Origin of the sequence: Cellulomonas persica, from assembly GCF_007989825.1 — a bacterium.
In the GTDB taxonomy this organism is placed as follows: Bacteria; Actinomycetota; Actinomycetes; order Actinomycetales; family Cellulomonadaceae; genus Cellulomonas; species Cellulomonas persica.
Genome location: NZ_BJUA01000010.1, coordinates 136,259 through 158,448, shown reverse-complemented (window position 1 = coordinate 158,448; position 22,190 = coordinate 136,259). Strand labels below are relative to the sequence as shown.

The 22,190-nt window shown below is 73.5% G+C and carries 21 protein-coding genes; 3 read left to right on the top strand and 18 right to left on the bottom strand.

What is annotated here, in order from left to right:
- Positions 1-35: 35 nt before the first annotated feature.
- From ureG to urtA, 12 genes are all read right to left on the bottom strand, one after another.
- Positions 36-749 (bottom strand): urease accessory protein UreG, encoded by a 714-nt coding sequence (gene ureG / locus CPE01_RS11565; protein ID WP_146806895.1) that lies wholly within the window; start codon positions 747-749, stop codon positions 36-38.
- A gap of 118 nt (positions 750-867) precedes the next feature.
- Positions 868-1,626 (bottom strand): urease accessory protein UreF, encoded by a 759-nt coding sequence (locus tag CPE01_RS11560; RefSeq protein ID WP_246783888.1) that lies wholly within the window; start codon positions 1,624-1,626, stop codon positions 868-870.
- An 11-nt stretch (positions 1,627-1,637) separates the two neighbouring features.
- Positions 1,638-3,341 (bottom strand): urease subunit alpha, encoded by a 1,704-nt coding sequence (locus tag CPE01_RS11555; protein ID WP_146806851.1) that lies wholly within the window; start codon positions 3,339-3,341, stop codon positions 1,638-1,640.
- Between the two features lie 3 nt (positions 3,342-3,344).
- Positions 3,345-3,779, bottom strand: coding sequence for an urease subunit beta (gene ureB / locus CPE01_RS11550; protein WP_146806849.1), 435 nt, complete (start codon positions 3,777-3,779; stop codon positions 3,345-3,347).
- Positions 3,780-3,792: 13 nt separating this feature from the next.
- Positions 3,793-4,095 carry an urease subunit gamma gene (locus CPE01_RS11545; RefSeq protein WP_146806847.1) on the bottom strand — a complete coding sequence of 101 codons (303 nt, stop codon included), beginning with the start codon at positions 4,093-4,095 and terminating at the stop codon, positions 3,793-3,795.
- Between the two features lie 79 nt (positions 4,096-4,174).
- Positions 4,175-7,828: an urea carboxylase gene (uca, locus tag CPE01_RS11540; RefSeq protein WP_146806845.1), complete on the bottom strand. Its 3,654-nt coding sequence runs from the start codon at positions 7,826-7,828 to the stop codon at positions 4,175-4,177.
- Positions 7,829-8,118: 290 nt separating this feature from the next.
- Positions 8,119-8,841, bottom strand: coding sequence for a GntR family transcriptional regulator (locus CPE01_RS11535; RefSeq protein ID WP_246783887.1), 723 nt, complete (start codon positions 8,839-8,841; stop codon positions 8,119-8,121).
- 65 nt (positions 8,842-8,906) lie between these two features.
- Entirely contained in the window at positions 8,907-9,602 is a 696-nt protein-coding gene (gene urtE / locus CPE01_RS11530; RefSeq protein WP_146806841.1) for an urea ABC transporter ATP-binding subunit UrtE, read from the bottom strand.
- Positions 9,602-10,465 carry an urea ABC transporter ATP-binding protein UrtD gene (gene urtD / locus CPE01_RS11525; RefSeq protein ID WP_146806840.1) on the bottom strand — a complete coding sequence of 288 codons (864 nt, stop codon included), beginning with the start codon at positions 10,463-10,465 and terminating at the stop codon, positions 9,602-9,604. The genes urtE and urtD overlap by 1 nt, the downstream gene beginning before the upstream one ends.
- A complete protein-coding gene (gene urtC, locus CPE01_RS11520) occupies positions 10,462-11,601 on the bottom strand; it encodes an urea ABC transporter permease subunit UrtC (protein WP_146806838.1) in 1,140 nt (379 codons plus the stop codon). Before urtC ends, urtD begins: the two co-directional genes overlap by 4 nt.
- On the bottom strand, positions 11,598-12,482 hold the full coding sequence (gene urtB / locus CPE01_RS11515) for an urea ABC transporter permease subunit UrtB (RefSeq protein ID WP_146806836.1): 885 nt from the start codon (positions 12,480-12,482) through the stop codon (positions 11,598-11,600). Before urtB ends, urtC begins: the two co-directional genes overlap by 4 nt.
- 131 nt (positions 12,483-12,613) lie before the next feature.
- Complete coding sequence (gene urtA, locus CPE01_RS11510) at positions 12,614-13,873, bottom strand: urea ABC transporter substrate-binding protein (RefSeq protein WP_146806834.1); 1,260 nt, start codon at positions 13,871-13,873, stop codon at positions 12,614-12,616.
- Positions 13,874-14,112: 239 nt separating this feature from the next.
- On the opposite strand from urtA, the gene CPE01_RS11505 reads away from it, so the two are divergent.
- Both CPE01_RS11505 and CPE01_RS11500 read left to right on the top strand, forming a co-directional pair.
- Positions 14,113-15,336, top strand: a complete 1,224-nt coding sequence (locus tag CPE01_RS11505) for a pyridoxal phosphate-dependent aminotransferase (RefSeq protein ID WP_146806832.1) — start codon at positions 14,113-14,115, stop codon at positions 15,334-15,336.
- A gap of 8 nt (positions 15,337-15,344) precedes the next feature.
- Entirely contained in the window at positions 15,345-15,512 is a 168-nt protein-coding gene (locus CPE01_RS11500) for a heme biosynthesis protein HemY (RefSeq protein ID WP_146806831.1), read from the top strand.
- Between the two features lie 142 nt (positions 15,513-15,654).
- Here the strand turns inward: CPE01_RS11500 and CPE01_RS11495 are convergent, their stop codons facing one another.
- The 3 genes from CPE01_RS11495 to groL all read right to left on the bottom strand — a co-directional run bounded on the left by CPE01_RS11495 (position 15,655) and on the right by groL (position 18,826).
- Entirely contained in the window at positions 15,655-16,368 is a 714-nt protein-coding gene (locus tag CPE01_RS11495; RefSeq protein WP_246783886.1) for an SIMPL domain-containing protein, read from the bottom strand.
- A gap of 10 nt (positions 16,369-16,378) precedes the next feature.
- Positions 16,379-16,996, bottom strand: a complete 618-nt coding sequence (locus CPE01_RS11490; RefSeq protein ID WP_146806828.1) for a VanZ family protein — start codon at positions 16,994-16,996, stop codon at positions 16,379-16,381.
- A 204-nt stretch (positions 16,997-17,200) separates the two neighbouring features.
- On the bottom strand, positions 17,201-18,826 hold the full coding sequence (groL, locus tag CPE01_RS11485) for a chaperonin GroEL (RefSeq protein ID WP_146806827.1): 1,626 nt from the start codon (positions 18,824-18,826) through the stop codon (positions 17,201-17,203).
- Between the two features lie 280 nt (positions 18,827-19,106).
- Here groL and CPE01_RS11480 point away from each other — a divergent pair, with 280 nt between their 5' ends.
- On the top strand, positions 19,107-20,516 hold the full coding sequence (locus CPE01_RS11480) for a glycoside hydrolase family 15 (RefSeq protein WP_246783885.1): 1,410 nt from the start codon (positions 19,107-19,109) through the stop codon (positions 20,514-20,516).
- Between the two features lie 34 nt (positions 20,517-20,550).
- Here the strand turns inward: CPE01_RS11480 and CPE01_RS11475 are convergent, their stop codons facing one another.
- The 3 genes from CPE01_RS11475 to napA form a co-directional block, all read right to left on the bottom strand.
- Entirely contained in the window at positions 20,551-20,754 is a 204-nt protein-coding gene (locus CPE01_RS11475; protein WP_146806823.1) for a cold-shock protein, read from the bottom strand.
- A gap of 222 nt (positions 20,755-20,976) precedes the next feature.
- Positions 20,977-21,597 carry a LytR C-terminal domain-containing protein gene (locus CPE01_RS11470; protein WP_146806821.1) on the bottom strand — a complete coding sequence of 207 codons (621 nt, stop codon included), beginning with the start codon at positions 21,595-21,597 and terminating at the stop codon, positions 20,977-20,979.
- Positions 21,598-21,747: 150 nt separating this feature from the next.
- Positions 21,748-22,068, bottom strand: a complete 321-nt coding sequence (gene napA / locus CPE01_RS11465) for a nucleoid-associated protein NapA (protein ID WP_146806818.1) — start codon at positions 22,066-22,068, stop codon at positions 21,748-21,750.
- Positions 22,069-22,190: the final 122 nt, after the last annotated feature.

Here is a 22,190-nt window from a genome sequence, read left to right as displayed (position 1 = left end):
AGCAGGCGCGGGAGCGGTGGGGCGGGTGGGCATGGTCAGGCGTGGCTGTGGAGGATGCCGCCGGCGGGGTGGTCCTCGTCGGCGTGGAAGTGGGGGGCCATGGGGCCGGGGTCCTGCGGCACGTGCGCGCCGGCGCGGTGGGCGGCGAGCATCACGCGCACCCAGTCCTTGAGCGCCTCGACCGACGCCGCGTCGTGCCGGGACAGCGCGAGCACGGGGCGGCCGTCGCGGGCGGTGGTCGCGTCGGCCACCATCTGCGGCACGTCGACGCCCACGTACGGGGCGAGGTCCGTCTTGTTGACGACGAGCAGGTCGGCGCGCCCGATCCCCGGCCCGCCCTTGCGCGCCACGTCGCCTCCCCCGGCGACGTCGAGCACGAAGATCTGCGCGTCGACCAGCGCCGGGGAGAACGTCGCCGTGAGGTTGTCGCCGCCGGACTCGACCAGGACGACGTCGAGCGGCGCGAAGTCCTCCTCGAGGTCCTCGACCGCCAGAAGGTTGGCGGTCACGTCGTCGCGGATCGCGGTGTGCGGGCACGCGCCGGTCTCCACCGCGCGGATGCGCTCGGGGTCGAGCACGCCCGCGGAGCGCAGGAAGCGCGCGTCCTCGTCGGTGTAGATGTCGTTGGTGATGACGCCGAGCGCGAGCTCGCCGGACAGCTCGCGGCACACGAGCGCGATGAGCGAGCTCTTCCCCGTCCCGACCGGTCCCGCGACACCGAGGCGCAGCGACCGCGTCGGCGCGGCGATGTGGCCGCGCGCCTGCGCAACCGCGTCGTCGTGCGCATGCGCGTGGGCGTGCGCGTGGTCGTGGGCGTGGTCGTGCGGCTGCCCCGGAGCGGGGGCGGGCTGGTGGTCGTGCGTGTGGTCAGGCACTGAAGAGCCTCTCTGTGCGGCGGACGTGCTGCTGCGCCCACTCCTCGAGGAGCGGCGCACCGGATGCGGGGATGTCGTCGGGGTCGGTCAGGTGCGCGACGCGCGCGGCCATGGCCTCGACGGTCGGCGCGGCGGCGACGACCCAGCCGGTCGCGTCGGCCGGGTCCACCGGCGCGAGCTTGAGCGTCGCGGAGGCGATGGTCTGCACGTCGTCGTACCCGACGAGCTGGGCGACCTGCCGCGCGTCGAGCCCGACGCACGCCCCGACGACACCCAGGACGAGCGGACGCGGCGGCTGCCCGCGGTCGCTGCGGCCCACCGGGCCGGCCGGGCGCTCGGCGGACGGGCGCGTGCGTTCGGCGACGACGGCTGCGTCGAGCGCGACCACCGCGGGGTGCGCGCCCCACAGCCGGTGCGCGAGCCGCAGGTAGCCGCGGCCGAGCCGCTGCGAGGTCTCGCGCAGCGCGGGCGCCGGGGTGCGCGCGGCCCACGCCTGCCAGACGGCCCGCAGCCCGGCCACGCGCTCGTCGGGATCCCCCAGCACCACGTGCCGCGCGACGACCGCGACGGCCGCCTCGGTCCGGGTGACGGTCGCGAGCCGCCCACCGATGTACCCGGGCACGTCCGCGACGGCCAGCCCCGCGAGCAGCGCTGGCTCGAGCCCCGCGGACTGCGTGTGCCCGCCCGTGGGCAGGCGCGCGTCCGCGAGCAGCGCGAACAGCACGCTCGTCGGCGGGTGCACGGCGGTCACGGCGGGTCCTCTCAGAACATCGTGTAGAGCTGCGCGAGCGGCAGCCGGTCGGCGGGTGCGGGTTCGATGCGTTCGCCGTCGACGTCGATCGCGAACGACTCGGGGTCGATGTCGATGCGGGGTCGCGCGTCGTTGAGGCGCATGTCGGCCTTGCCGATGCCGCGCGTGTCCGCGACGGGCAGGAGCGTGCGCCGCAGCCCGAGCCGCGCGGCGAGCCCGTCCTCGAGCGCGGCCGGGGCGACGAACGTGACCGACAGCTCGGGCGCGATCGCGTCCCCGAACGCGGGGCGCATGAGCACGGGCTGCGGCGACGGGATGGAGGCGTTCGGGTCGCCGAGCGCACCCCAGACGATCGCGCCGCCCTTGAGGACCACCGAAGGCCGGATGCCGAAGAACTTCGGCTCCCACAGCACCAGGTCCGCGAGCTTGCCGGGCTCGACTGACCCCACGTGCGCGTCGATGCCGTGCGCGATCGCGGGGTTGATCGTGTACTTCGCGACGTACCGGCGTGCGCGCAGGTTGTCCGCGGGCTCGTCCGAGCCGAGCGCTCCTCGTCGGGCCTTCATGACGTGCGCGACCTGCCAGGTCCGCGTGACCACCTCGCCGATGCGGCCCATCGCCTGCGCGTCCGACGACGTGATCGACATGGCCCCCAGGTCGTGCAGCACGTCCTCGGCGGCGATCGTCGTCGCCCGGATCCGCGACTCCGCGAACGCGAGGTCCTCCGGCACGTGCGGGTTGAGGTGGTGGCAGACCATGAGCATGTCGAGGTGCTCGGCCACGGTGTTGACGGTGTGCGGGAGCGTCGGGTTGGTCGAGCCCGGGATGACGTTCGCGTGCGACGCGACCGTGAGGATGTCCGGCGCGTGCCCGCCGCCCGCACCCTCGGCGTGGAACGCGTGGATGCCCCGCCCGCCGATCGCCGCGAGCGTCGACTCGACGAACCCCGCCTCGTTGAGCGAGTCCGAGTGCAGCGCGACCTGCAGCCCCCACCGGTCCGCGGCCCGCAGCGCCGCATCGATCGCGGCGGGCGTCGACCCCCAGTCCTCGTGCACCTTGTAGCCCGCTGCACCCGCGAGCGCCTGCTCGTCGAGCCCCTCGTCGGACACGGTGTTGCCCTTGGCGAGCAGCAGCACGTTGACGGGCAGCGGGTCGAGCGCGCGGTGGATCGTGCCCAGGTGCCACGCGCCCGGGGTGACCGTGGTCGCCTTGGAGCCCTCGGACGGGCCCGTGCCACCGCCGACGATCGTCGTCAGGCCGGTCGCGAGCGCCTCGTGCACCTGCGACGGGGACAGCAGGTGCACGTGCGAGTCGATGCCGCCGGCGGTGAGGATCCGACCCTCGCCCGAGATCACGTCGGTCGACGGGCCGATGTGCAGGTCGGGGTGCACGCCGTCGGCGACGTCCGGGTTGCCCGCACGGCCGAGCGCGACGATCCGGCCGTCGCGGATCCCGACGTCCGCCCGCACGACGCCCCACCAGTCCAGGACGGTCGCGTTGGTGACGACCGTGTCGAGCGCGCCTGCCGCGCGCGTCGTGACGCCCTGCGCCATCGACTCGCGGATCGACTTGCCGCCTCCGAACACCGCCTCCTCGCCGCCGAACGTGCGGTCCTCGGTCACCTCGATCCACAGGTCCGTGTCTGCGAGGCGCACCTGGTCGCCGGTCGTCGGGCCGTACAGCGCGACGTACCGCGCACGCGAGATCTCGACCACGCCTCAGTCCCCCGTCCCCGACAAGACCGCGTCCGACGAGGCAGCCGCCGCACCCGCGTCCGACGAGGACGTCGGCTCGCCGACCGCGCCCAGCGCGCCGCCGTCCGCCTTGTCGCGCTGGATGCCCGGTACCCGCCGCGCGCCGCGCAGCGTCACCGCCGCGACCACCGCCGAGGCGCCCGGCTCGAACCTGCGCGACGTCCCCGAGGGCACGTCGAGCCGGAAGCCGTGCGCGGCGTCCCGGTCGAATGCCAGGGCCGTGTTCGCATCGGGCAGGTGCACGTGCGAACCCACCTGCACGGGCCGGTCGCCCGTGTTCGTGACGACGAGCGTGATCCGCTCGTGCGGCGCGCGGTCGGCGTTGAGGACCACGGGCTCGTCCTCACGGCCCGGGGCGAGCCGGATCGCGCCCGGCCCGCTCGTCGTCGTGCCTGCCATGTCGGCTGCCCCCTCAGGCGATCGGCTCGTGGATGGTGACGAGCTTGCGCCCGTCGGGGAAGGTGGCCTCGACCTGCACGTCGGGCAGCATGTCCGCGACCCCGTCCATGACGTCGTCGCGGCCCAGCACGCTGCGTCCCTCGACCATGAGGTCCGCGACCGACCGCCCCTCGCGGGCGCGCTCCAGGACCCACGTGGTCAGCAGCGCGACGGTCTCCGGGTAGTTGAGCCGCACGCCGCGCGCGAGCCGGTCGCGCGCGACGATGCCCGCCACGGCGAGCAGCAGCTTCTCGGTGTCGCCTGGCGTCAGGTGCACGGGCTCTCCTTGGTCGTCCTCGGTACCGGCGGCGGCGGGGTCTGCGGCGTCGCTACCCGCGGCGTCGGTGACAGTGGCGTCATGCGCCCACCGCCACGACGGCGAGCGCCTCACCGGGCGCGACCTGCTGACCCGGTTCGACGAGCACCTCGACGAGGCGCCCGTCGACGGGCACGGGCACGGCGAGCTCGAGCTTCATGGCCTCGAGCGCGACCAGCCGTTCCCCTGCTCGCACGCGTTCGCCGACGCGCGCGTCGATGCGCCACACCGAGCCGACCATCGGCGCCTCGACGAGCACGCAGCCCTCGGGCGCGCGGCGGCGTGGGGCGCTGACCGGCGGTGCCGTCGCGGCCTCGTCGGGCGCGTCGAGCTCACCCGCGAGCGCCCACCGGTCCCGTTCCGCCGCGAACGACGCGGCCCGACGAGCGGTGACGCGCGCGATCTCGTCGGCGTCCGCCTCGAGGCGCTCGCGGTGCTCGCGGGCGGAGAACCAGCCGTCCTCGATGTCGAGCGTGCGCCGCCCGGCGGCGAGCTCGGCGCGCCGGTCCAGCAGCTCGTCGGGCGTGACCGGGTGCCAGACGATCCGGTCGAAGCACCGCAGCAGCCACGGCACGCCCGGCTCGAACGACCCGTGCTGCGCGAACGTCGACCACACCGGCACGGTCCGCCCGACGATCTGGTACCCGCCCGGCGAGTCCATCCCGTACACGCACAGGTACTGCCCGCCCAGCCCGACCGTGCCCTCGGCGGTCCACGTGCGCGCCGGGTTGTACTTCGTCGTCTGCAGCCGGTGCCGGGGGTCCAACGGGACCGCAAGCGGCGCACCCAGGTACACGTCGCCGAGCCCGAGCACCAGGTACTCCGCGGCGGTCATGGTCGCGAGCACGTCGTCGACCGCGTCCAGCCCGTTGACCCGACGCACGAACTCGGCGTTCGACGGCAGCCACGGCGCGTGCGGACGCACGCCCGCGACGTACCGCTCGACGGCGGCGGAGACCACCGGGTCGTCGAACGACAGCGGCAGGTGCACGCGCCGGGACGCCACGACGAGGTCGTCGGTGTGCGGCAGCGTGTGCTCGAGCTCGACGAGCACCCCGACGAGCGTGCGTACCGGGAGCGCCGCCGGGTCGACGTGCACGTGCAGGCTGCGCACGCCGGGCGTCACGTCGACCACGCCGACGAGCCCGTCGCGGACCCGGCCGCGCAGCGCCTCCGCGAGCGCGTGGACCCGCACCCGCAGGCCGAGGTCGAGCACCGGCGGACCGTACTCGACGAGCACGTGGTCGTCGCCGCCGCGCAGGTAGCGCACGCGCGGGCGGCCCAGCGCGTCGTTCGCGTCGCCCGGGACCACCGCGAGCACGCCGTCGTCGCCGTCGGTGCCGGTCACCAGGCCGGGCGGCAGGGAGGCTGCGCCGCGCAGGCGGTCGTCGGTGCGCAGGCGCTCGGCGGTGCGCGTCGGGACGGGGTCGAGGCGGACCGTGTCGCCGGGACGGATCTGGCCGAGCTTCCAGCGGTGCCCGGACACGACCGTGACCGGGCACGCGAAGCCGCCCAGCGACGGCCCGTCGGGGCCGAGCAGGATCGGGGTGTCACCACTGATGTTGAGCGCACCCACCGAGTACGGGGTGTCGTGCACGTTGGAGGGGTGCAGGCCCGCCTCGCCGCCGTCCGGGCGTGCCCAGCGCAGGCGCGGCCCGGACAGCCGCACGCCCGTGCGGTTCGCGTGCGCCTGCACGTGCCACGTCGCGCCGAGCAGCGTCGTCATGTCCTCGCGCGTGAGGAAGTCCGGCGCGGGGTGCGGGCCTTCCTGCACGGCGATCCGCCACGTGCGCGTGAACCGCGGTCGCAGCTCGACGGGCACGGCCGCGGGCATCCCGAGGTCCGGCCGCACCGCGCCGCCGCCGGCCGCAGGCGAGTCGGCCGCACGCGCGTCGGCCGGGACCAGCACGTCGCCCGCCGCGAGCGCACGGCCCGCGTAGCCGCCGAAACCGCCGAGCGTGAACGTGGCGGCCGAGCCCAGGTACGTCGGCACGTCGAGGCCGCCGCGCAGCAGCACGTACGTGCGCAGCCCCGCGTGCTCGGGCGCACCCACGTCGAGCACCGACCCGGCGGGTACGCGCACCGGCTCCCACTGCCGGATCGGCCGGCCGTCGAGCGTCACCACCGCCGGTGCACCGGTCACGCACACCGTCGCGTCGTGACTGAACCGCAGCCGCGGGCCGGTGAACGTGCACTCGAGCCCGGGCGCGCCCTCGTCGTTGCCGACCGCACGGTTGCCGAGCCGGAACGACAGGTCGTCCATCGGCCCGGACGGCGGCACCCCGACCTCCCACAGCCCGCGCCGGCCCGGCCAGTCCTGCACGGTCGTCATGTCGCCGCCGCGCAGCACCTCGACCCACGGCTCGTCGTCGTGGACGTCCGCGAGCAGGTCCGTGTCGAGCGCGCCCGTACGCACGCGCTCGTCGGCCAGCGCGGCGCGCAGCTGCGGCAGGTTCGTCGCGACCCCCTCGATGCGCGTCGCCGCGAGCACGTCGCGCGCCTCGGCGAGCGCGTGCGCGCGGTCGCGTCCGTGCACGACGACCTTCGCGAGCAGGGGGTCGAAGAACGGCGTGACGTGCTGGCCGGGTTCGACCCAGCCGTCGACGCGCACGGGCGGCAGCGTCACGTGCGTGAGCGTGCCCGTGCTGGGCAGCCCACCGCGCCGCGGGTCCTCGGCGTACACGCGCGCCTGGATCGCGTGCCCGCTCGTCGGCAGGTCGTCGGGCACGCCCGCGAGCACGTCCTGCCCGTCGGCCAGCCGCAGCATCCACTCGACCAGGTCGACGCCCGTGACCTCCTCGGTCACGGTGTGCTCGACCTGCAGGCGCGCGTTGACCTCGAGCAGCGCGGCGTCACCACGGTCGAGGTCGACGACGAACTCCACCGTCCCGGCGCTGCGGTACGCCTGCGCGGCGAGCAGATCGCGCGCCCAGCCGACGAGCCGCGCGCGCAGGCCGTCGTCGAGGCCGGGTGCGGGCGCCTCCTCGACCACCTTCTGGTGCCGGCGCTGCACCGAGCAGTCGCGGTCCCCGAGCGTGACGACCCGACCACGCCCGTCGCCGAACGCCTGGACCTCGACGTGCCGCGCGCGGCGCACGAGCCGCTCGACGTAGAGGGCCGGGTTGCCGAACTGCTCGCTGCCCACGCGGCGCACGTCCTGCACCGCCGCGATGAGCTCGATGGGCGTCGTGCACCGTCGCAGCCCCAGCCCGCCGCCGCCCGCGACGGCCTTGACCATGACGGGGTAGCCGATCCGGTCGGCGGCGGCGATGGCCTCGTCGAGGTCCGTCAGCGCGTCCGACGCCGCGAGCAGCGGGACGCCGGCCGCGCGCGCCGCGTGCCGTGCCCGGAGCTTGTCCCCGAAGGTCGCGACCTGCGCCGTCGTCGGTCCGACGAACGTGAGCCCGGCCGCCTCGACGCACGCGACGAACGCCGCGTCCTCGGACAGGAACCCGTAGCCGGGGTGCACCGCTGTCGCGCCGGAGCGCCGCGCGGCGGCGAGGACGAGGCCGGCGTCGAGGTAGGCGCGCGGGTCCGGGCCGAGGTGCGCGACGTCGTCCGCGAGACGCACGTGCGGTGCTGCGACGTCGTCGACGGTGCACAGCGCGACGGTCCGCCAGCCCAGCCGTCGGGCGGTCCGCAGGATGCGCACCGCGACCTCTCCCCGGTTCGCGACGAGCAGCGTGCGCCCCACGGTGCCCCTCCCGTCGCTCCCGTTGCAGGTCCGGGGCGTATACACCCCCGTATCCCGAACGGTACGAAGCGGATGTTTCGGCCCGGACCCACCGAGATGAACGCCGCGTTACACCCCGAGCCCACCCCGACCCGCCCCGACCCGCCCCGGCTCACAGCGAGCCCGCCGCTCCTCGGCGGAATCGTCAGCAAACGGGTCGGTCGTCAGCGACAACTGACGACGCACCGAGTTGCTGACGACCTCGCGCGGCGAGGTGGGCGAGGGCCTGGGTCGTGCGCAGGGAGTGGGGGTCAGCCCGCCAGGGCCATGCGGGTCATGGCGCTCGTCGCGCGTTCCATGACCACTTCCAGCGACTCGCCCACGTGCTGGTGCAGCGCCGTCAGCGCCTCGGGCAGCCGCCGGGCCAGGACCAGCTCGATGATCTCGACGTGCTCGTCGATCGTCGTCGCGATGCGCGACGTCTCGACGAAGTCGTGCATGCGCACCGCGCGGATCTTCTGGTTCACGGTCACGAGCGCCTCGGTGAGCTGCGCGTTGCCCGACGAGGCCGACAGCACCTGGTGGTAGCGCTCGTCGAGCAGCACGAACGACGGGTCCGGGTCGGGCGGCGCGGCGCGCAGCCCGACCCAGAACTCGAGCTCGGAGCGCAGCGCGGCCTCGTCGTGCTGCACGGACGGGTTCTCGATCGCCCGCTGGATGCCGCGCAGCTCGAGCGTGATCCGCAGCTCGTACAGGTTGCGCAGGTCCTCGAGCGACGGCACGACGACGGCATACCCGAAGTCGGTGCGCTCGATCAGCCCGTCGGACAGCAGCCGGGACAGGGCCTCGCGCACGGGCGTGCGGGAGACGTCGAAGGTCTTGCCGAGCTTCGGCTCGGTGAGCCGTTCACGCGGGCTGATCCGCCCGTTGAGGATCTCGTCGCGCAGCCGGTGGTAGACCACCTCGCGCAGCGACCGACCGTCCGTCGGCGCGTTCGTCGCGTCGGCCACGTCAGGACGCGGACCCGTGCTCATGGACATGGAGCCTAGTCCTCGCCCTCGCGCGCCCCTCGGACCACCGACCGGCCTGCGCGCCCCCGTCACAACGCCATCGCCGCACGGACGTCGCCCTCCCGCTCGAGCCCACCGGCACCCTCGCTGGTCACGCGCCCGGACTCGAGCACGTAGTAGCGCGCGGCGGCGGACAGGGCGAACCCGACGTGCTGCTCGACGAGCAGGACCGCGAGCCCCCCGGCCGCCGTCAGCGCGGTGATCGCGTCCTCGATCTCCTGCACGACGTTGGGCTGGATGCCCTCGGTCGGCTCGTCGAGGATCAGCACGCGCGGCCCCGTGATGAGGGCGCGCGCGATCGCGAGCTGCTGCCTCTGCCCGCCAGAGAGCAGGCCCGCACGCCGGCCGAGCAGCTCACGCAGCGCGGGGAACAGGTCGAGCGCCGAGTCCATGCGCGCCTTGCCCGCCGCGCCCGCGCCGTCCGCCACGAGCTGCAGGTTCTCGCGCGCGGTGAGCGTGCCGAACGACTGCTGCCCCTGCGGCACGTAGGCGAGCCCGCGCCGCACGCGCTGGTGCGGCCGCAGCCTCGTCACGTCCTCTCCGGCGAGCAGCACGGTGCCGCTGCGCACGGGCAGCAGCCCGACGGCGGCACGCAGGAGCGTCGTCTTGCCCGCGCCGTTGTGGCCCATGACCGCGGTCACGCAGTCCTGCTCGACCTCGACGTCGACGCCGTGCACCACCGACGTGCGGCCGTACCCCACGTGCACCCCGGTCAGTCGCAGCATCACTCCACCTCCGTCGCGGAGCCGCGCGCACCCGCGCCACGGCCCAGGTACACCTCGACGACCTTCGGGTCGGCCTGCACCTGCGCGACCGTCCCCTCGGACAGCACACGCCCTTGGTGGAGCACCGTGACCGACGAGGCGAACGTCCGCAGGAACTCCATGTCGTGCTCGACGACGACGACCGTGCGCTGCTCGCCGATGCGTTGCAGCAGGAGCCCGGTCTGCTCGCGCTCGGCGTGGCTCATGCCGGCCACGGGTTCGTCGAGCAGCAGCAGGTGCGCGTCCTGGACCAGGAGCATCCCGATCTCGAGCCACTGCTTCTGCCCGTGCGCGAGCACCCCGGCGGGCGAGTCCGCGAGCGCGGTGAGCCCGATGGTCTCGAGCGCCTGCTCGACCTCCTCGGGGACCGACCGGCGGCGCCGCAGGAGCGTCGGCAGCCCGCGCCGCGAGCCCGCCGCGATGTCGAGGTTCTGCAGCACCGACAGCTCGTCGAACACGCTCGCGGTCTGGAACGTGCGCCCGACCCCGGCACGCACGATCTGGTGCGCGGGCTTCCCGACCAGCTCCACGCGGCCGAACTGCACCGAGCCCGAGCAGCGGGCGAGCCCGGTGATGGCGTCGACGATCGTCGTCTTGCCGGCGCCGTTCGGGCCGATGAGGAACCGCAGGTCACCCTGCGTGACGGTGAGGTCCACGCCGTCGACCGCGACGAACCCGTCGAACTCGACGCGCAGTCCGCGCACCTCGAGGTAGTCGTGCCGGAACCGCTCGCCGGGTGCGGCGATCACCGCCTCGAGCGCCTGCGGGTCGAGCTGGACCTGCGCGCCCTCGTCGGGCGCGGGCGTGGCTGGGTGCGTCGTCATGCGGTCCTCCCCGCGGTCGCGGTGGCCTCGTCGTGCTCGTCGTCGGCGGGGGCGGGCTCGTCGGACGTGTCCGGGCCGGCGGGTTCGTCGGACGACGACCGCCGTCCGAGCCGCAGGCGCCCGACCGTCGCCAGCCCGTCCGGCAGGAACGCGACGACGAGGATGAACAGCCCGCCCAGGAAGTAGGTCCAGAACGACGGGAACCGCTCGGACAGGCTCGTCTCCGCCCACGAGACCGCGAGCGACCCGATCACCGGGCCGAGCAGCGTCGCGCGGCCGCCGATCGCGACACCCACGAGGAACGCGATCGACGGGACCACCCCCACGTCGGCGGGCGAGATGATCCCGACGACCGGCGCGAACAGCGCCCCGCCGATCGCCGCGAACAGCGCCGCCACGGTGTACGCGAGGACCTTGACCAGCGCGGGGTCGTAGCCGAGGAACCGCACCCGGTTCTCCTGGTCGCGCACCGCCACCAGCAGCTCGCCGTAGCGCGACCGCATGATCAGCCGCACGGTCAGCACCATCACCAGCAGCGTCCCGGCGGCGATGTAGTACAGCATCTCCTTGTTGACCGGGTCGGCCAGCGAGAACCCGAAGAACGACCGGAACCCGTTGAGCCCGTTGGTCCCCCCGGTGACCTTCTGCTGGCCGATGAGCAGGATCACGAACGCGGCGGCGAGCGCCTGCGACAGGATCGCGAAGTACGCGCCGCGCACGCGACGCTTGAACACCGCGAGCCCCAGCAGGGCAGCCAGGCCCGCGGGCAGGAGCAGGATCGCGAGGATCGTCACGACCGGGCTGCGCATCGGCTCCCACCACGCGGGCACGGTGCCGTCGCCGTACAGCAGCATGAAGTCCGGCACGCCGTCCGGGCCGGCGTCGGCGAGCTTGAGGTGCATGGCCATGAGGTAGCCGCCGAGCCCGAAGAACACGCCCTGGCCGAGCGTGAGCATGCCCCCACGGCCCCACGCGAGGCCGATCCCGACCGCGACCATCGCGAGGCAGATGAACTTCGCCAGCAGGTTGAGGCGGAAGTCCGACAGGACGTTCGGCGCGACGACGAACAGCAGGAGACCGGCCGCACCGATCCCGACGAGCAGGCGCGCCCGCTCGTTCGACCACAGGGCGCTCATGCGAGGCTCCTCGTCCGGACGGCGACCAGACCCTGCGGCCTGACCTGCAGGAACGCGACGATGATGACGAACACGAGCACCTTGGCGATGCTCGCGGTCGACGAGTACTCGATCCCGGCCTGCAGCAGGCCGAGCCCGAACGCGGCGATCACCGCACCCTTGAGCTGGCCGATGCCGCCGACCACGACGACGAGGAACGCGTCGACGATGTAGGCGGTCCCGAGCGTCGGCCCGATCGACCCGAGCAGCGTGAGCGCCACCCCGGCGACGCCCGCGACGCCCGAGCCCAGGAAGAACGTGAGCCGGTCCGTGGCGCGCGTCGAGATGCCCGCGGTCTCCGCGAGGTCGCGGTTGGCGACCGTCGCGCGGATCCGCCGGCCGAGCGGCGTCAGCTTGAGCGCGAGGGCCATCGCGACGACCGCGAGGACCGCGAGCGCGAGGATGAACAAGCGCGTCCTCGGCACCCCGACCCCGAGCACCTGCACCGCGCCCGACAGCCAGGCCGGGGCGCGCACGTCGACGTTCGGGGCGCCGAAGACGTCCCGCGCGAGCTGCTGCAGCACGAGCGCGACCCCGAACGTCACGAGCAACGTGTCGAGCGGCCGGTGGTACATCCGGGAGATCAGGGTGACCTCGAGGAGCAGGCCGAGCAGGCCCCCGACCAGGAACCCGATCACCAGGGAGACGAGCAGCGAGACGCCCGCGTCGGCGACGACCTTCTGCACGACGAACGCCGTGTACGCGCCCGCCATCATGAACTCGCCGTGCGCCATGTTGATGACGCCCATCTGCCCGAACGTGAGCGCGAGGCCGAGCGCTGCCAGGAGCAGCACCGACCCGAGGCTCAGCCCGGCGAAGAGCTGTGAGACCAGGGCATCCATGCACCCGCGTCCTTCCTGCGCCCTCGTCGGACGCGGCCTGCCGCCGGTGGGCGGCGAACGGCTGGGGGGCGGTGGCCCGGCGCACGGAGAGGAGCACCGGACCACCGCCGTCAGGGGTGGGGCTCAGCGGGTCAGGACAGCCCCTCGGCCCACTCGTAGCCCTCGAGGAACGGGTCCGGCTCGATCGGGCCGTCGGACTCCCAGACCGGGTAGATCAGGCCGTCGGCGTCGATCTTGCCGATGAGCGCGGTCTTCGCGATGTGGTGGTTGTCGCCGTTGACGGTGACGGTGCCCTCGGGGGCGTCGAACGAGACGCCGTCGGCCGCGGCCTGCACGTCGGCCACCGCGAACGACTTGGCCTTCTCGACCATGCCCTTCCACAGGTAGAGCGAGGTGTAGGCCGCCTCCATCGGGTCGGACGTCACGCGGTCGTCGCCGTACTCGGCCTTGAACGCCGCGACGAACTTCTCGTTCTCGGGGGACTCGACCGTCTGGTAGTAGTTCCAGGCGGTGAGCTGGCCGACGATGTTGTCGACGCCGATGCCGCCGACCTCCTCCTCGGCGATCGACACCGAGACGACCGGCACGGTCTCGGCCGTCAGGCCCACGTTCTTGTACTCCTTGAAGAACGCGACGTTCGAGTCGCCGTTGAGCGTGTTGAACACGGCCTGCGCGCCCGAGCCCTTGAGCTTGGTGACGATCGTCGAGAAGTCCGTGTGGCCCAGCGGCGCGTACTCCTCGCCGACGATCTCGATCCCGTTCGCACCGGCGTACGCGATGATCTCCTTGTTCGCGGTGCGCGGGAACACGTAGTCGGAGCCGACGAGGAAGACCTTCGTGACGCCCTGCTCCTTGAGGTAGTCCATCCCCGGGATGATCTGCTGGTTCGTCGTGGCGCCCGTGTAGAAGATGTTGGGTGACGCCTCCAGGCCCTCGTACTGGACCGGGTAGAAGAGCAGCGCGTCGTTGTCCTCGAAGACCGGCAGCATCGCCTTGCGCGACGACGAGGTCCAGCCGCCGAACACCGCGGCCACGCAGTCGGACTTGATGAGCTTCTCGGCCTTCTCGGCGAACACCGTGGGCTCGGACTGGCCGTCCTCGCCGACGACCGTCAGCTGCTTGCCCAGCACGCCGCCCGCGGCGTTGATCTCCTTGGCCGCGAGGTCGAGCGAGTCCCGGACCGTCTGCTCGGAGATGGCCATCGTGCCGGACAGCGAGTTGAGGAAGCCGATCTTGACCGAGTCGCCGTCGGTCTCGACGCACGAGCCCTCGGCGCTGGGGCCGGAGGCCTCGTCGTCGGTGCGGGAGCCGCACGCCGACAGGGCGAGGAGGGCGACGAGCGCCCCGCTGGACACCGCGAGCGCGCGGGTGGTGCGAGTCGTTCTGGTCACGAGGGGACCCTTTCGCTGGGGAAGAGCTCACGAGCGGAACCGGACGGGGGCCCAGGCACCGCGGCGCACCGCGCTGTGTCCCGAGGTGTATACATCCCTGTGCCCATGTCGCAGGACGCTAGGGATCGGGTGTTTCGGACAGGGGCGCCCGGGCGTGAACGGGGTGTTTCGTCCTGATCCCGATCCGGTCACGCGATCGGGCGCCGCGCGCGTGGGCGCGCCGGTCCTACGCTGCGGGCATGCACCTGCGCCCGCTCGACCAGTCCGCCAAGCTCAAGGACGTCCTCTACGAGATCCGGGGGGCGACGCTCACCGAGGCGGCGCGCCTCGAGGCGGAGGGGCACGCGGTCCTCAAGCTCAACACCGGCAACCCGGCGGCGTTCGGCTTCGAGGCGCCGCACCAGATCGTGCGCGACATGATCGCCGCGATCCCCACCGCGCACGGGTACAGCGAGTCGCAGGGCATCCAGTCGGCCCGTCGCGCCGTGGTCACGCGCTACGAGACCGACCCGGACTTCCCGGTGTTCGACGTCGAGGACGTCTACCTGGGCAACGGCGTCTCCGAGCTCATCACCATGGTGATGCAGGCGCTGCTCGACGAGGGCGACGAGGTCCTCATCCCCTCCCCGGACTACCCGCTGTGGACCGCGATGACCTCGCTGTCCGACGGCAAGCCCGTGCACTACCGGTGCGACGAGACGCAGGGCTGGCAGCCGGACCTCGAGCACCTCGAGTCGCTCGTCACGCCGCGCACCAAGGCGCTCGTCGTCATCAACCCGAACAACCCGACGGGTGCGGTCTACCCGCGCGAGACGCTCGTCGCCCTCGCCGACATCGCGCGGCGGCACTCGCTGCTGCTGCTGGCCGACGAGATCTACGACCGGATCCTGTTCGACGACGCCGTGCACACGCCGCTCGCGTCCGTCGCGCCCGACCTGCTGTGCCTGACGTTCAACGGGCTGTCGAAGACGTACCGCGTGGCCGGCTACCGCTCGGGCTGGATGGTCGTGACCGGACCGCGTGAGCACGCCGCCGGCTTCCTCGAGGGCATCCAGCTGCTCGCCTCGACGCGTCTGTGCGCGAACGTGCCCGCGCAGCACGCGCTGCAGGCCGCGCTCGGCGGGGTGCAGTCGATCGACGCGCTGATCGCACCCGGCGGCCGGCTGCACGAGCAGCGCGACGTCGCGTGGCGCGGGCTCACCTCGATCCCGGGCGTGACGTGCGTGCGCCCCGACGGTGCGCTGTACCTGTTCCCGCGCCTCGACCCGGAGGTCCACGAGATCCACGACGACGCCCGGCTCGTCTACGACCTGCTCGTGAGCGAGCACATCCTGCTGGTGCAGGGCACGGGCTTCAACTGGCCCACGCCCGACCACCTGCGCATCGTCACGCTCCCCGAGGCGCGCGTCCTCGCCGAGGCCGTCGAGCGCCTCGGCAACTTCCTGTCGTCGTACCGCCAGTAGGAGGCACCGTGAGCACCACCCCCGTCGCGAGCACCAGCCCCGTCGCGTCGCGCTTCGAGGAGCTGCCCGAGCCGGTCCGACTGGACCAGACGACGGTCGCCATCCCGGCCGGCCCGCCGGCGGACCCGTACGGCGGCCGCAGCCCGGAGACCGACGTCCAGCTCAACGGCGCCTGACCCGCCGCCGACGTCCGGTGCGCGAGCTCGGCAGTCACGCGCGAGATCGGCAGTCCGGAGTGCCGATCTCGCGCAGAAATGCCGAGCTCGAGCCTGGGAGTGCCGAGCTCGAGCATGAGTGCGAGCCGAGCGCTCGGGTGGGTCAGCTCGCGACGAAGCGCGCGTGGACCGCGGACTCGACCGTGATGTCCTCCGGCTTGAGGTCCAGCTGACCGCCCGAGGCGTCGGCGACGGCACCGCGCATCATCGCGACGGCCTCGGGTGCCGCGGGACGGCTCTGGTCGCCGAGCATCCCGGGCTCGGCGAGCGCGACCGCCCGCACGTCGGTCAGCCCCAGCGCGGAGGCGTACGCGCCCGCGCGCTCGACCGCGTCCGCCACGGCCCGTGCACGCGCGTCGGCGACGAGCCGCGTACGGGTGACCTCCGTCAGCGTCCAGTCGACCCCGCGCACCGTGACGCCGTCGAGCACCGCGACCTGCTCGACCCACTCGGCGAGCCGCGCGAGGTCGGAGAACTTCGCCTCGAGCCCGACCTGCGCGTGATGCACGAACGGCAGCTGCTTGCCGTGGTCGTTCCACGGCCGGCGGCTCCACACGCTCATGCGCTGCGCGGACCACCACGTGACCGGGCCGGACGACGGGTCGTGCAGCGCCCGCACCTGGTCGACGATCCGGGCGTGCGCGTGCGTCGCGCGCTGCACCACGTCCTCGCGCTGCGGACCCTCGAAGCCGACGACGAGCGAGACGGTCCCACGCTCGGCGGCGTGGTGGTGCTCGAACCGGCCCTCGACGGTGATGGTCGTCCCCGGCACAGGCGTCTCCTGCACAGCGGTCTCCTGCACGGCTGTCTCCTGCACAGCGCCGACGCTAGCGCGTGCGGACCCGCTCCGCGTTCGGTCGCGCTGTGGGGGCCGTCAGGGCGGGTGGTGCCACCCGGACGGCCGTCCGTCGCGCGCGTCGTCGGTCCCCCATCCGGGCCAGGACGACGACGAGCAGGCCGCCGATCGCCCCCGCGGCCGCCGCCAGCAGCACGTCGTCGGTCGTCGCCCGCCGCCCCGTGACGAGCGCGTGCTGCAGGACCTCGACGACGAGCCCCGTCGCACCCGTCGCGAGCGCGGCACGCCCTGGACCCCAGCCGAGCCGCGCGGCCAGCAGCGCACCGCCCGCGCCGAACAGGAGCACGCTGCCCCCGACGTGCCCGGCCGCCGCCTGCCACGACGCGTCGCCCGACGACCCGAGGTCCGCGAACGGCACGAGCCGCGCGTCCGCCGCGCCGGCGTGCGCCAGCGGCCGCAGCGTCACGGCCGCGAGCACGAGCACCCACACCACGACGAGCGCCTCGCCGACCGAGCGCCATACCGCGGACGACGACCGTTCCGTCCCGCGGTACGCCCAGCAGCCGAGGAAGACCCCGCCCCCGACGACGACCCCGACGGCCGTGACCACGGCGACGAGGTCGGAGAAGTTGCGCCACAGCTGTGTCACGGAAGCCCCCTGCTCCGGTGCTCGCAGCACGGCCGCGACCCTGCGACCGACCTCGAGACTAGCGCGCACCCCTGTCCGGCGGCAGGGGCCGGGGACGACGAACGGGCCGGCCACCCGAAGGTGACCGGCCCGTCCTGGGTCGTGCGTCCGGACGCTCGCGCGCCCGGGCCTCAGACCGTGCTCAGCTCGGTGGCCGGCGTCGGCTCAGAAGCCGCCGCCGAAGTCCTCGCCACCGCCGGCGGGGGCCGCGGGGGCCTTCTCCGGCTTGTCGGCCACGACGGCCTCCGTGGTGAGGAACAGAGCAGCGATCGACGACGCGTTCTGCAGCGCCGAGCGCGTGACCTTGACCGGGTCGTTGACGCCCGCGGCCAGCAGGTCCTCGTAGTCGTTCGTCGCGGCGTTCAGGCCGTGACCGGTCGGCAGGTTGCGGACCTTCTCGGCCACGACGCCGCCCTCGAGACCGGCGTTGATCGCGATCTGCTTGAGCGGGGCCTCGATCGCGAGCTTCACGATCGCGGCACCGGTCGCCTCGTCGCCCTCGAGCTTGAGGCCCTCGAACGCCGTCTTGCCGGCCTGGATGAGCGCGACGCCACCACCGGCGACGATGCCCTCCTCGACGGCCGCCTTGGCGTTGCGCACGGCGTCCTCGATGCGGTGCTTGCGCTCCTTGAGCTCGACCTCGGTGGCCGCGCCCGCCTTGATGACGGCGACGCCGCCGGCGAGCTTGGCGAGGCGCTCCTGCAGCTTCTCGCGGTCGTAGTCCGAGTCCGAGTTCTCGATCTCGGCGCGGATCTGCGTGACGCGACCGGCGATCTGGTCGGCCTGGCCGGAGCCCTCGACGATCGTGGTCTCGTCCTTGGTGACGACGATCTTGCGCGCCTGGCCGAGGACCTCGAGGCCCACGGTGTCGAGCTTGAGGCCGACGGTCTCGCTGACGACCTGGCCACCCGTGAGGATCGCCATGTCCTGCAGCATCGCCTTGCGGCGGTCGCCGAAGCCGGGGGCCTTGACGGCGACCGACTTGAACAGGCCACGGATCTTGTTCACGACGAGGGTCGCGAGGGCCTCACCCTCGACGTCCTCGGCCACGATGAACAGCGGCTTGCCGGACTGGATGACCTTCTCGAGCAGCGGGAGCAGGTCCTTGACGTTCGAGATCTTGCCCTCGACGAGCAGGACGTACGCGTCCTCGAGGACGGCCTCCTGCCGCTCCGGGTCGGTGACGAAGTACGCCGACAGGAAGCCCTTGTCGAAGCGCATGCCCTCGGTGAGCTCGAGCTCGAGGCCGAGCGCGTTGGACTCCTCGACGGTGATGACGCCTTCCTTGCCCACCTTGTCGAGGGCCTCGGCGATGAGCTCGCCGATCGCGGTGTCACCGGCGGAGATGGCGGCCGTGGCGGCGATCTCCTCCTTGGTCTCGACCTCCTTGGCCTGCGCGAGCAGGGCGGCCGTGACGGCCTCGACGGCCTTCTCGATGCCGCGCTTGAGGGCGATCGGGTTCGCACCCGCCGCGACGTTGCGCAGACCCTCGCGCACGAGCGCCTGAGCCAGGACGGTCGCCGTGGTCGTGCCGTCACCGGCGACGTCGTCGGTCTTCTTGGCGACCTCCTTGACGAGCTCCGCACCGATCTTCTCGTACGGGTCCTCGAGGTCGATCTCCTTGGCGATGGAGACGCCGTCGTTCGTGATCGTCGGCGCGCCCCACTTCTTGTCGAGCACGACGTTGCGGCCCTTCGGGCCGAGCGTGACCTTCACGGTGTCGGCGAGGACGTTCAGACCCCGCTCGATACCGCGGCGGGCCTCCTCGTTGAAGGCAATGATCTTGGCCATGTGGCGAGCGATCCTTCGCTTGGGTTCGGGTCGGCCGGTCGGCGCCCGCGACGGACGACGACCGGGTGCGCGGTCTTGTCCCGCTCACCCGGTGTCTCACCTGACGGCCGGGGTGGTTCTGTCACTCTCAACCCGAGAGTGCTAAGTCAATGGTTAGCACTCGACCCCCGAGAGTGCAAGCAGCAGCGGCCGCCTTCACGCCCGGCGAACACGCACCCGCGCGGCACGCCCCGACGAGGGGCGACGCGCGTCGCGGGTCCGCTTCGATAGGGTGCCGCGCGTGCCAGGTGATGACGCCCGGACGACGACCCGACGACGCACGCACCGCGTCGTCGGCGGCGTGCTGCTCGCGACCGGGTCGATCCTGGCCGCGATGCTCCCCGTCGGCGTCCAGGTGGGCTCCGCCCGGCCGGCTGCCGCGGTCGACGCCCCCGAGCTCGCCTACGCGGTCGTGCCGCTGTACCAGGAGGGCGTCGCGGTCACGCCCGACGGCGCGGTCGTCGCGGTGCCGACCGGCACCCGGCCCGCGTACCTCGACGGCAGCCGCGTGCTCGACCCCGCGCTGACGAACTTCGACGCGATCCTCGACGGCGGCGATGCGGTGCACGGCACGCGCGAGGCGGCCCGGCTCGCGCAGGTGCAGCGCGACTGGCTCGCCTCCGGCCGCATCCCCGGCGTGGGCGGCCCGTACGAGGACCTCGCGCGCAGCGCGCTGCTCGACCTGCACACGCTCCTGCTCCCGGGCGGTGCGATGGTCGCCGGGTGGGAGGACCGCTGGCGCTACGTGTGGCCGCGGGACGCGGCGTTCGTCGCGGTGGCGTTCGCGCGCACCGGGCACGTGGACAGCGCGCTGCAGGTGCTCGACTTCCTCGCCCGCACGCAGCACGACGACGGCGGCTTCGAGGCGCGCTACCTGCCCGACGGCTCGGGACCACCCGACGACCGCACGCCGCAGACCGACGGCCAGGGCTGGGCGATGTGGGCCGCGGGGCTGGTGCTCGACGAGCTGCCCGCGGGGCCGACGCGCACGGCCGTCGCGATGCGGCTCGCACCGCTCGTGCAGCGTGCGGTCGACGGCACGACCACGCTGCTCACGCAGACCGGGCTGCCCCCCGCGTCACCGGACTACTGGGAGCGCGACGAGGACCAGCTCACGCTCGGCACCGTCGCTCCGCTCGTCGCGGGGCTCGAGCAGGCGACGAAGGTGCTCACCGTGGCCGGCGACACCGAGCGCGCCGACCTCGCGCGCGCGACGGCGCTGGCCACGCGCACGGCGACGATCCGGACGTTCGGCGGCAACGGGTTCACCCGGTACGCCGACGGCCCGCACCGTGACGCCGCCGCGGCGTTCGTCCTGAGGCCGTTCTGGCAGCTCCCCGCCACCGGCGGGCGCGCCGCCTGGCTCGCCTCGGTCGACGAGATGCGCCGCCCCGTCGGGCTCGCACCCGCCGGCGAGTGGCGGCAGGACGGCGTCACGTGGACGCCGCAGACCTCGCTGTACGCCTGGGTCGCGGCGGAGCAGGGCGACGACGACCGCGCCCTGGCCCTGCTGAGCGCGCTCGACTCGCACCGGACCCTGACCGGGTCCGTGCCCGAGAAGGTGCTCGCCGACGGCCGGCCCGCCGCCGTCGCGCCGCTCAGCTGGAGCTCGGCCTGCGCGCTCCTGGCCCTCGACGCGCTCGACTCCTGACGTCAGCGCGAACGACCGTCAGCGCGGACGGCCGTCAGAGCGGACGGACCTGGTCCGCCTGCGGCCCCTTGCTGCCCTGCCCGACCTCGAACTCGACGTGCTGGCCCTCGTCGAGCGTGCGGTACCCGTCGGTCTGGATCGCCGAGAAGTGCACGAACAGGTCGGCACCTCCCGCGTCCGGGGTGATGAACCCGTAGCCCTTCTCCGCGTTGAACCACTTCACGGTGCCCTGCGCCATGCTCGTGCTCCCTCGTGCCGGTGTGGATCGGCGAGTCACTTCGCGCCCCTGCACGAAGTGCGCCGAGCCTAGTGGGAGCGCACCCGCGGAGAACAGGGGTCGCCCCGCACCTGTGGACACCCAGGAGTCAGTCGCGCGCATCGGACCGCAGGTCAGGCCCACAGACCGTCCCGGTCAGGCGTCCGGATCAGACGTCCGGGCCGACCGGGTCAGACGTCCGGGTCAGGAGAGCGCGGAGACCAGGACGACGACGATGCCGTCGCCCGCCTGCGCGGCGTCGAGCTGCACGGTGCCGAGACCGAGCGTCGACGCGACCAGATCGGCCGTCGCACGGTCGTCCTCCGACGCGTAGTACACGGTCGAGCTCGCTGGCTTGGTGCCCGTGAAGTTCTCCGGGCTGACGTCCGTGAACCCGGCACCGGTGAGCTTCTGCCCCGCGGTCGCGGCGAGCCCCTGGATGCCGGCGGCGTTGAAGACCGTCACCGAGGTGGCGAGGTCCGGCTCGGCGGCGGGGGCCTCCTGCGTCGGCTCGTCCTCGTCCGGCTCGGTGGGCTCCTCGCCGGTGTCGTCGGTCTGCTCGTCGTCCGTCCCGGGCGTCGAGGTCGCGGTCGCGGCCGGCGTGCCGTCGTCGTCGCCCGAACCCCCGACGATCGGGAGGTCCCCGCCGCGCGTGACGAACGTGACGATCCCGTACGCGAGCAGCGGCGCCAGGACGAGCACGAGCACGAACGGCATCCACCGGCTCCACGCCGAACGCGGTGCGCGGTGCACGCCGCGGGGTGCGGTGGGGTCGGCGGGAGCGTCGAACTCGTCGTCCGGGTACGGGTAGTCGGCCTTACTCACGGCAGGAAGGCTATCCGCCCCAGCCGTGTGCGCGGGCACCGGCGTGTCGGACACGCCCGCAGCGTGCGCGCGGGAAACGGACGTTCAGGGCGCGGTCGCCCCGGGCGGGCGTCGGGACGACGAGCGGGGCGCCGACGAGTCGCGCGAGGGTCAGGCCTCGACGCCCAGACGACGCGCGGTGCGCGCCCGCTGCCGCGAGGAGCGCATCCGCCGCAGGCGCTTGACCAGCATCGGGTCGTGCGCGAGCGCCGCCGGGTCGTCGATCAGGGCGTTGAGCACCTGGTAGTACCGCGTGGCGGACAGGTCGAAGAGCTCGCGGATCGCCTGCTCCTTGGCGCCCGCGTACTTCCACCACTGACGCTCGAACGCGAGGATCGCCGCGTCACGCTCGCTGAGCCCGGCGGCGTCGCCGACACGCGTCGACCCGAGCGCGGGCTCGAGGTGCGCGGTCGTGGCGGTCGCTGCATCCATGAGCGCCAGGATAGGCCCGGAACCACACCGATGTCATTCACGCCCACCCACATCACCCGCCGGCACCACCCGGCCAAGCCCCGACCTCCCGCGACACCGCGGTCCAGCGCACCGGGTGGGGT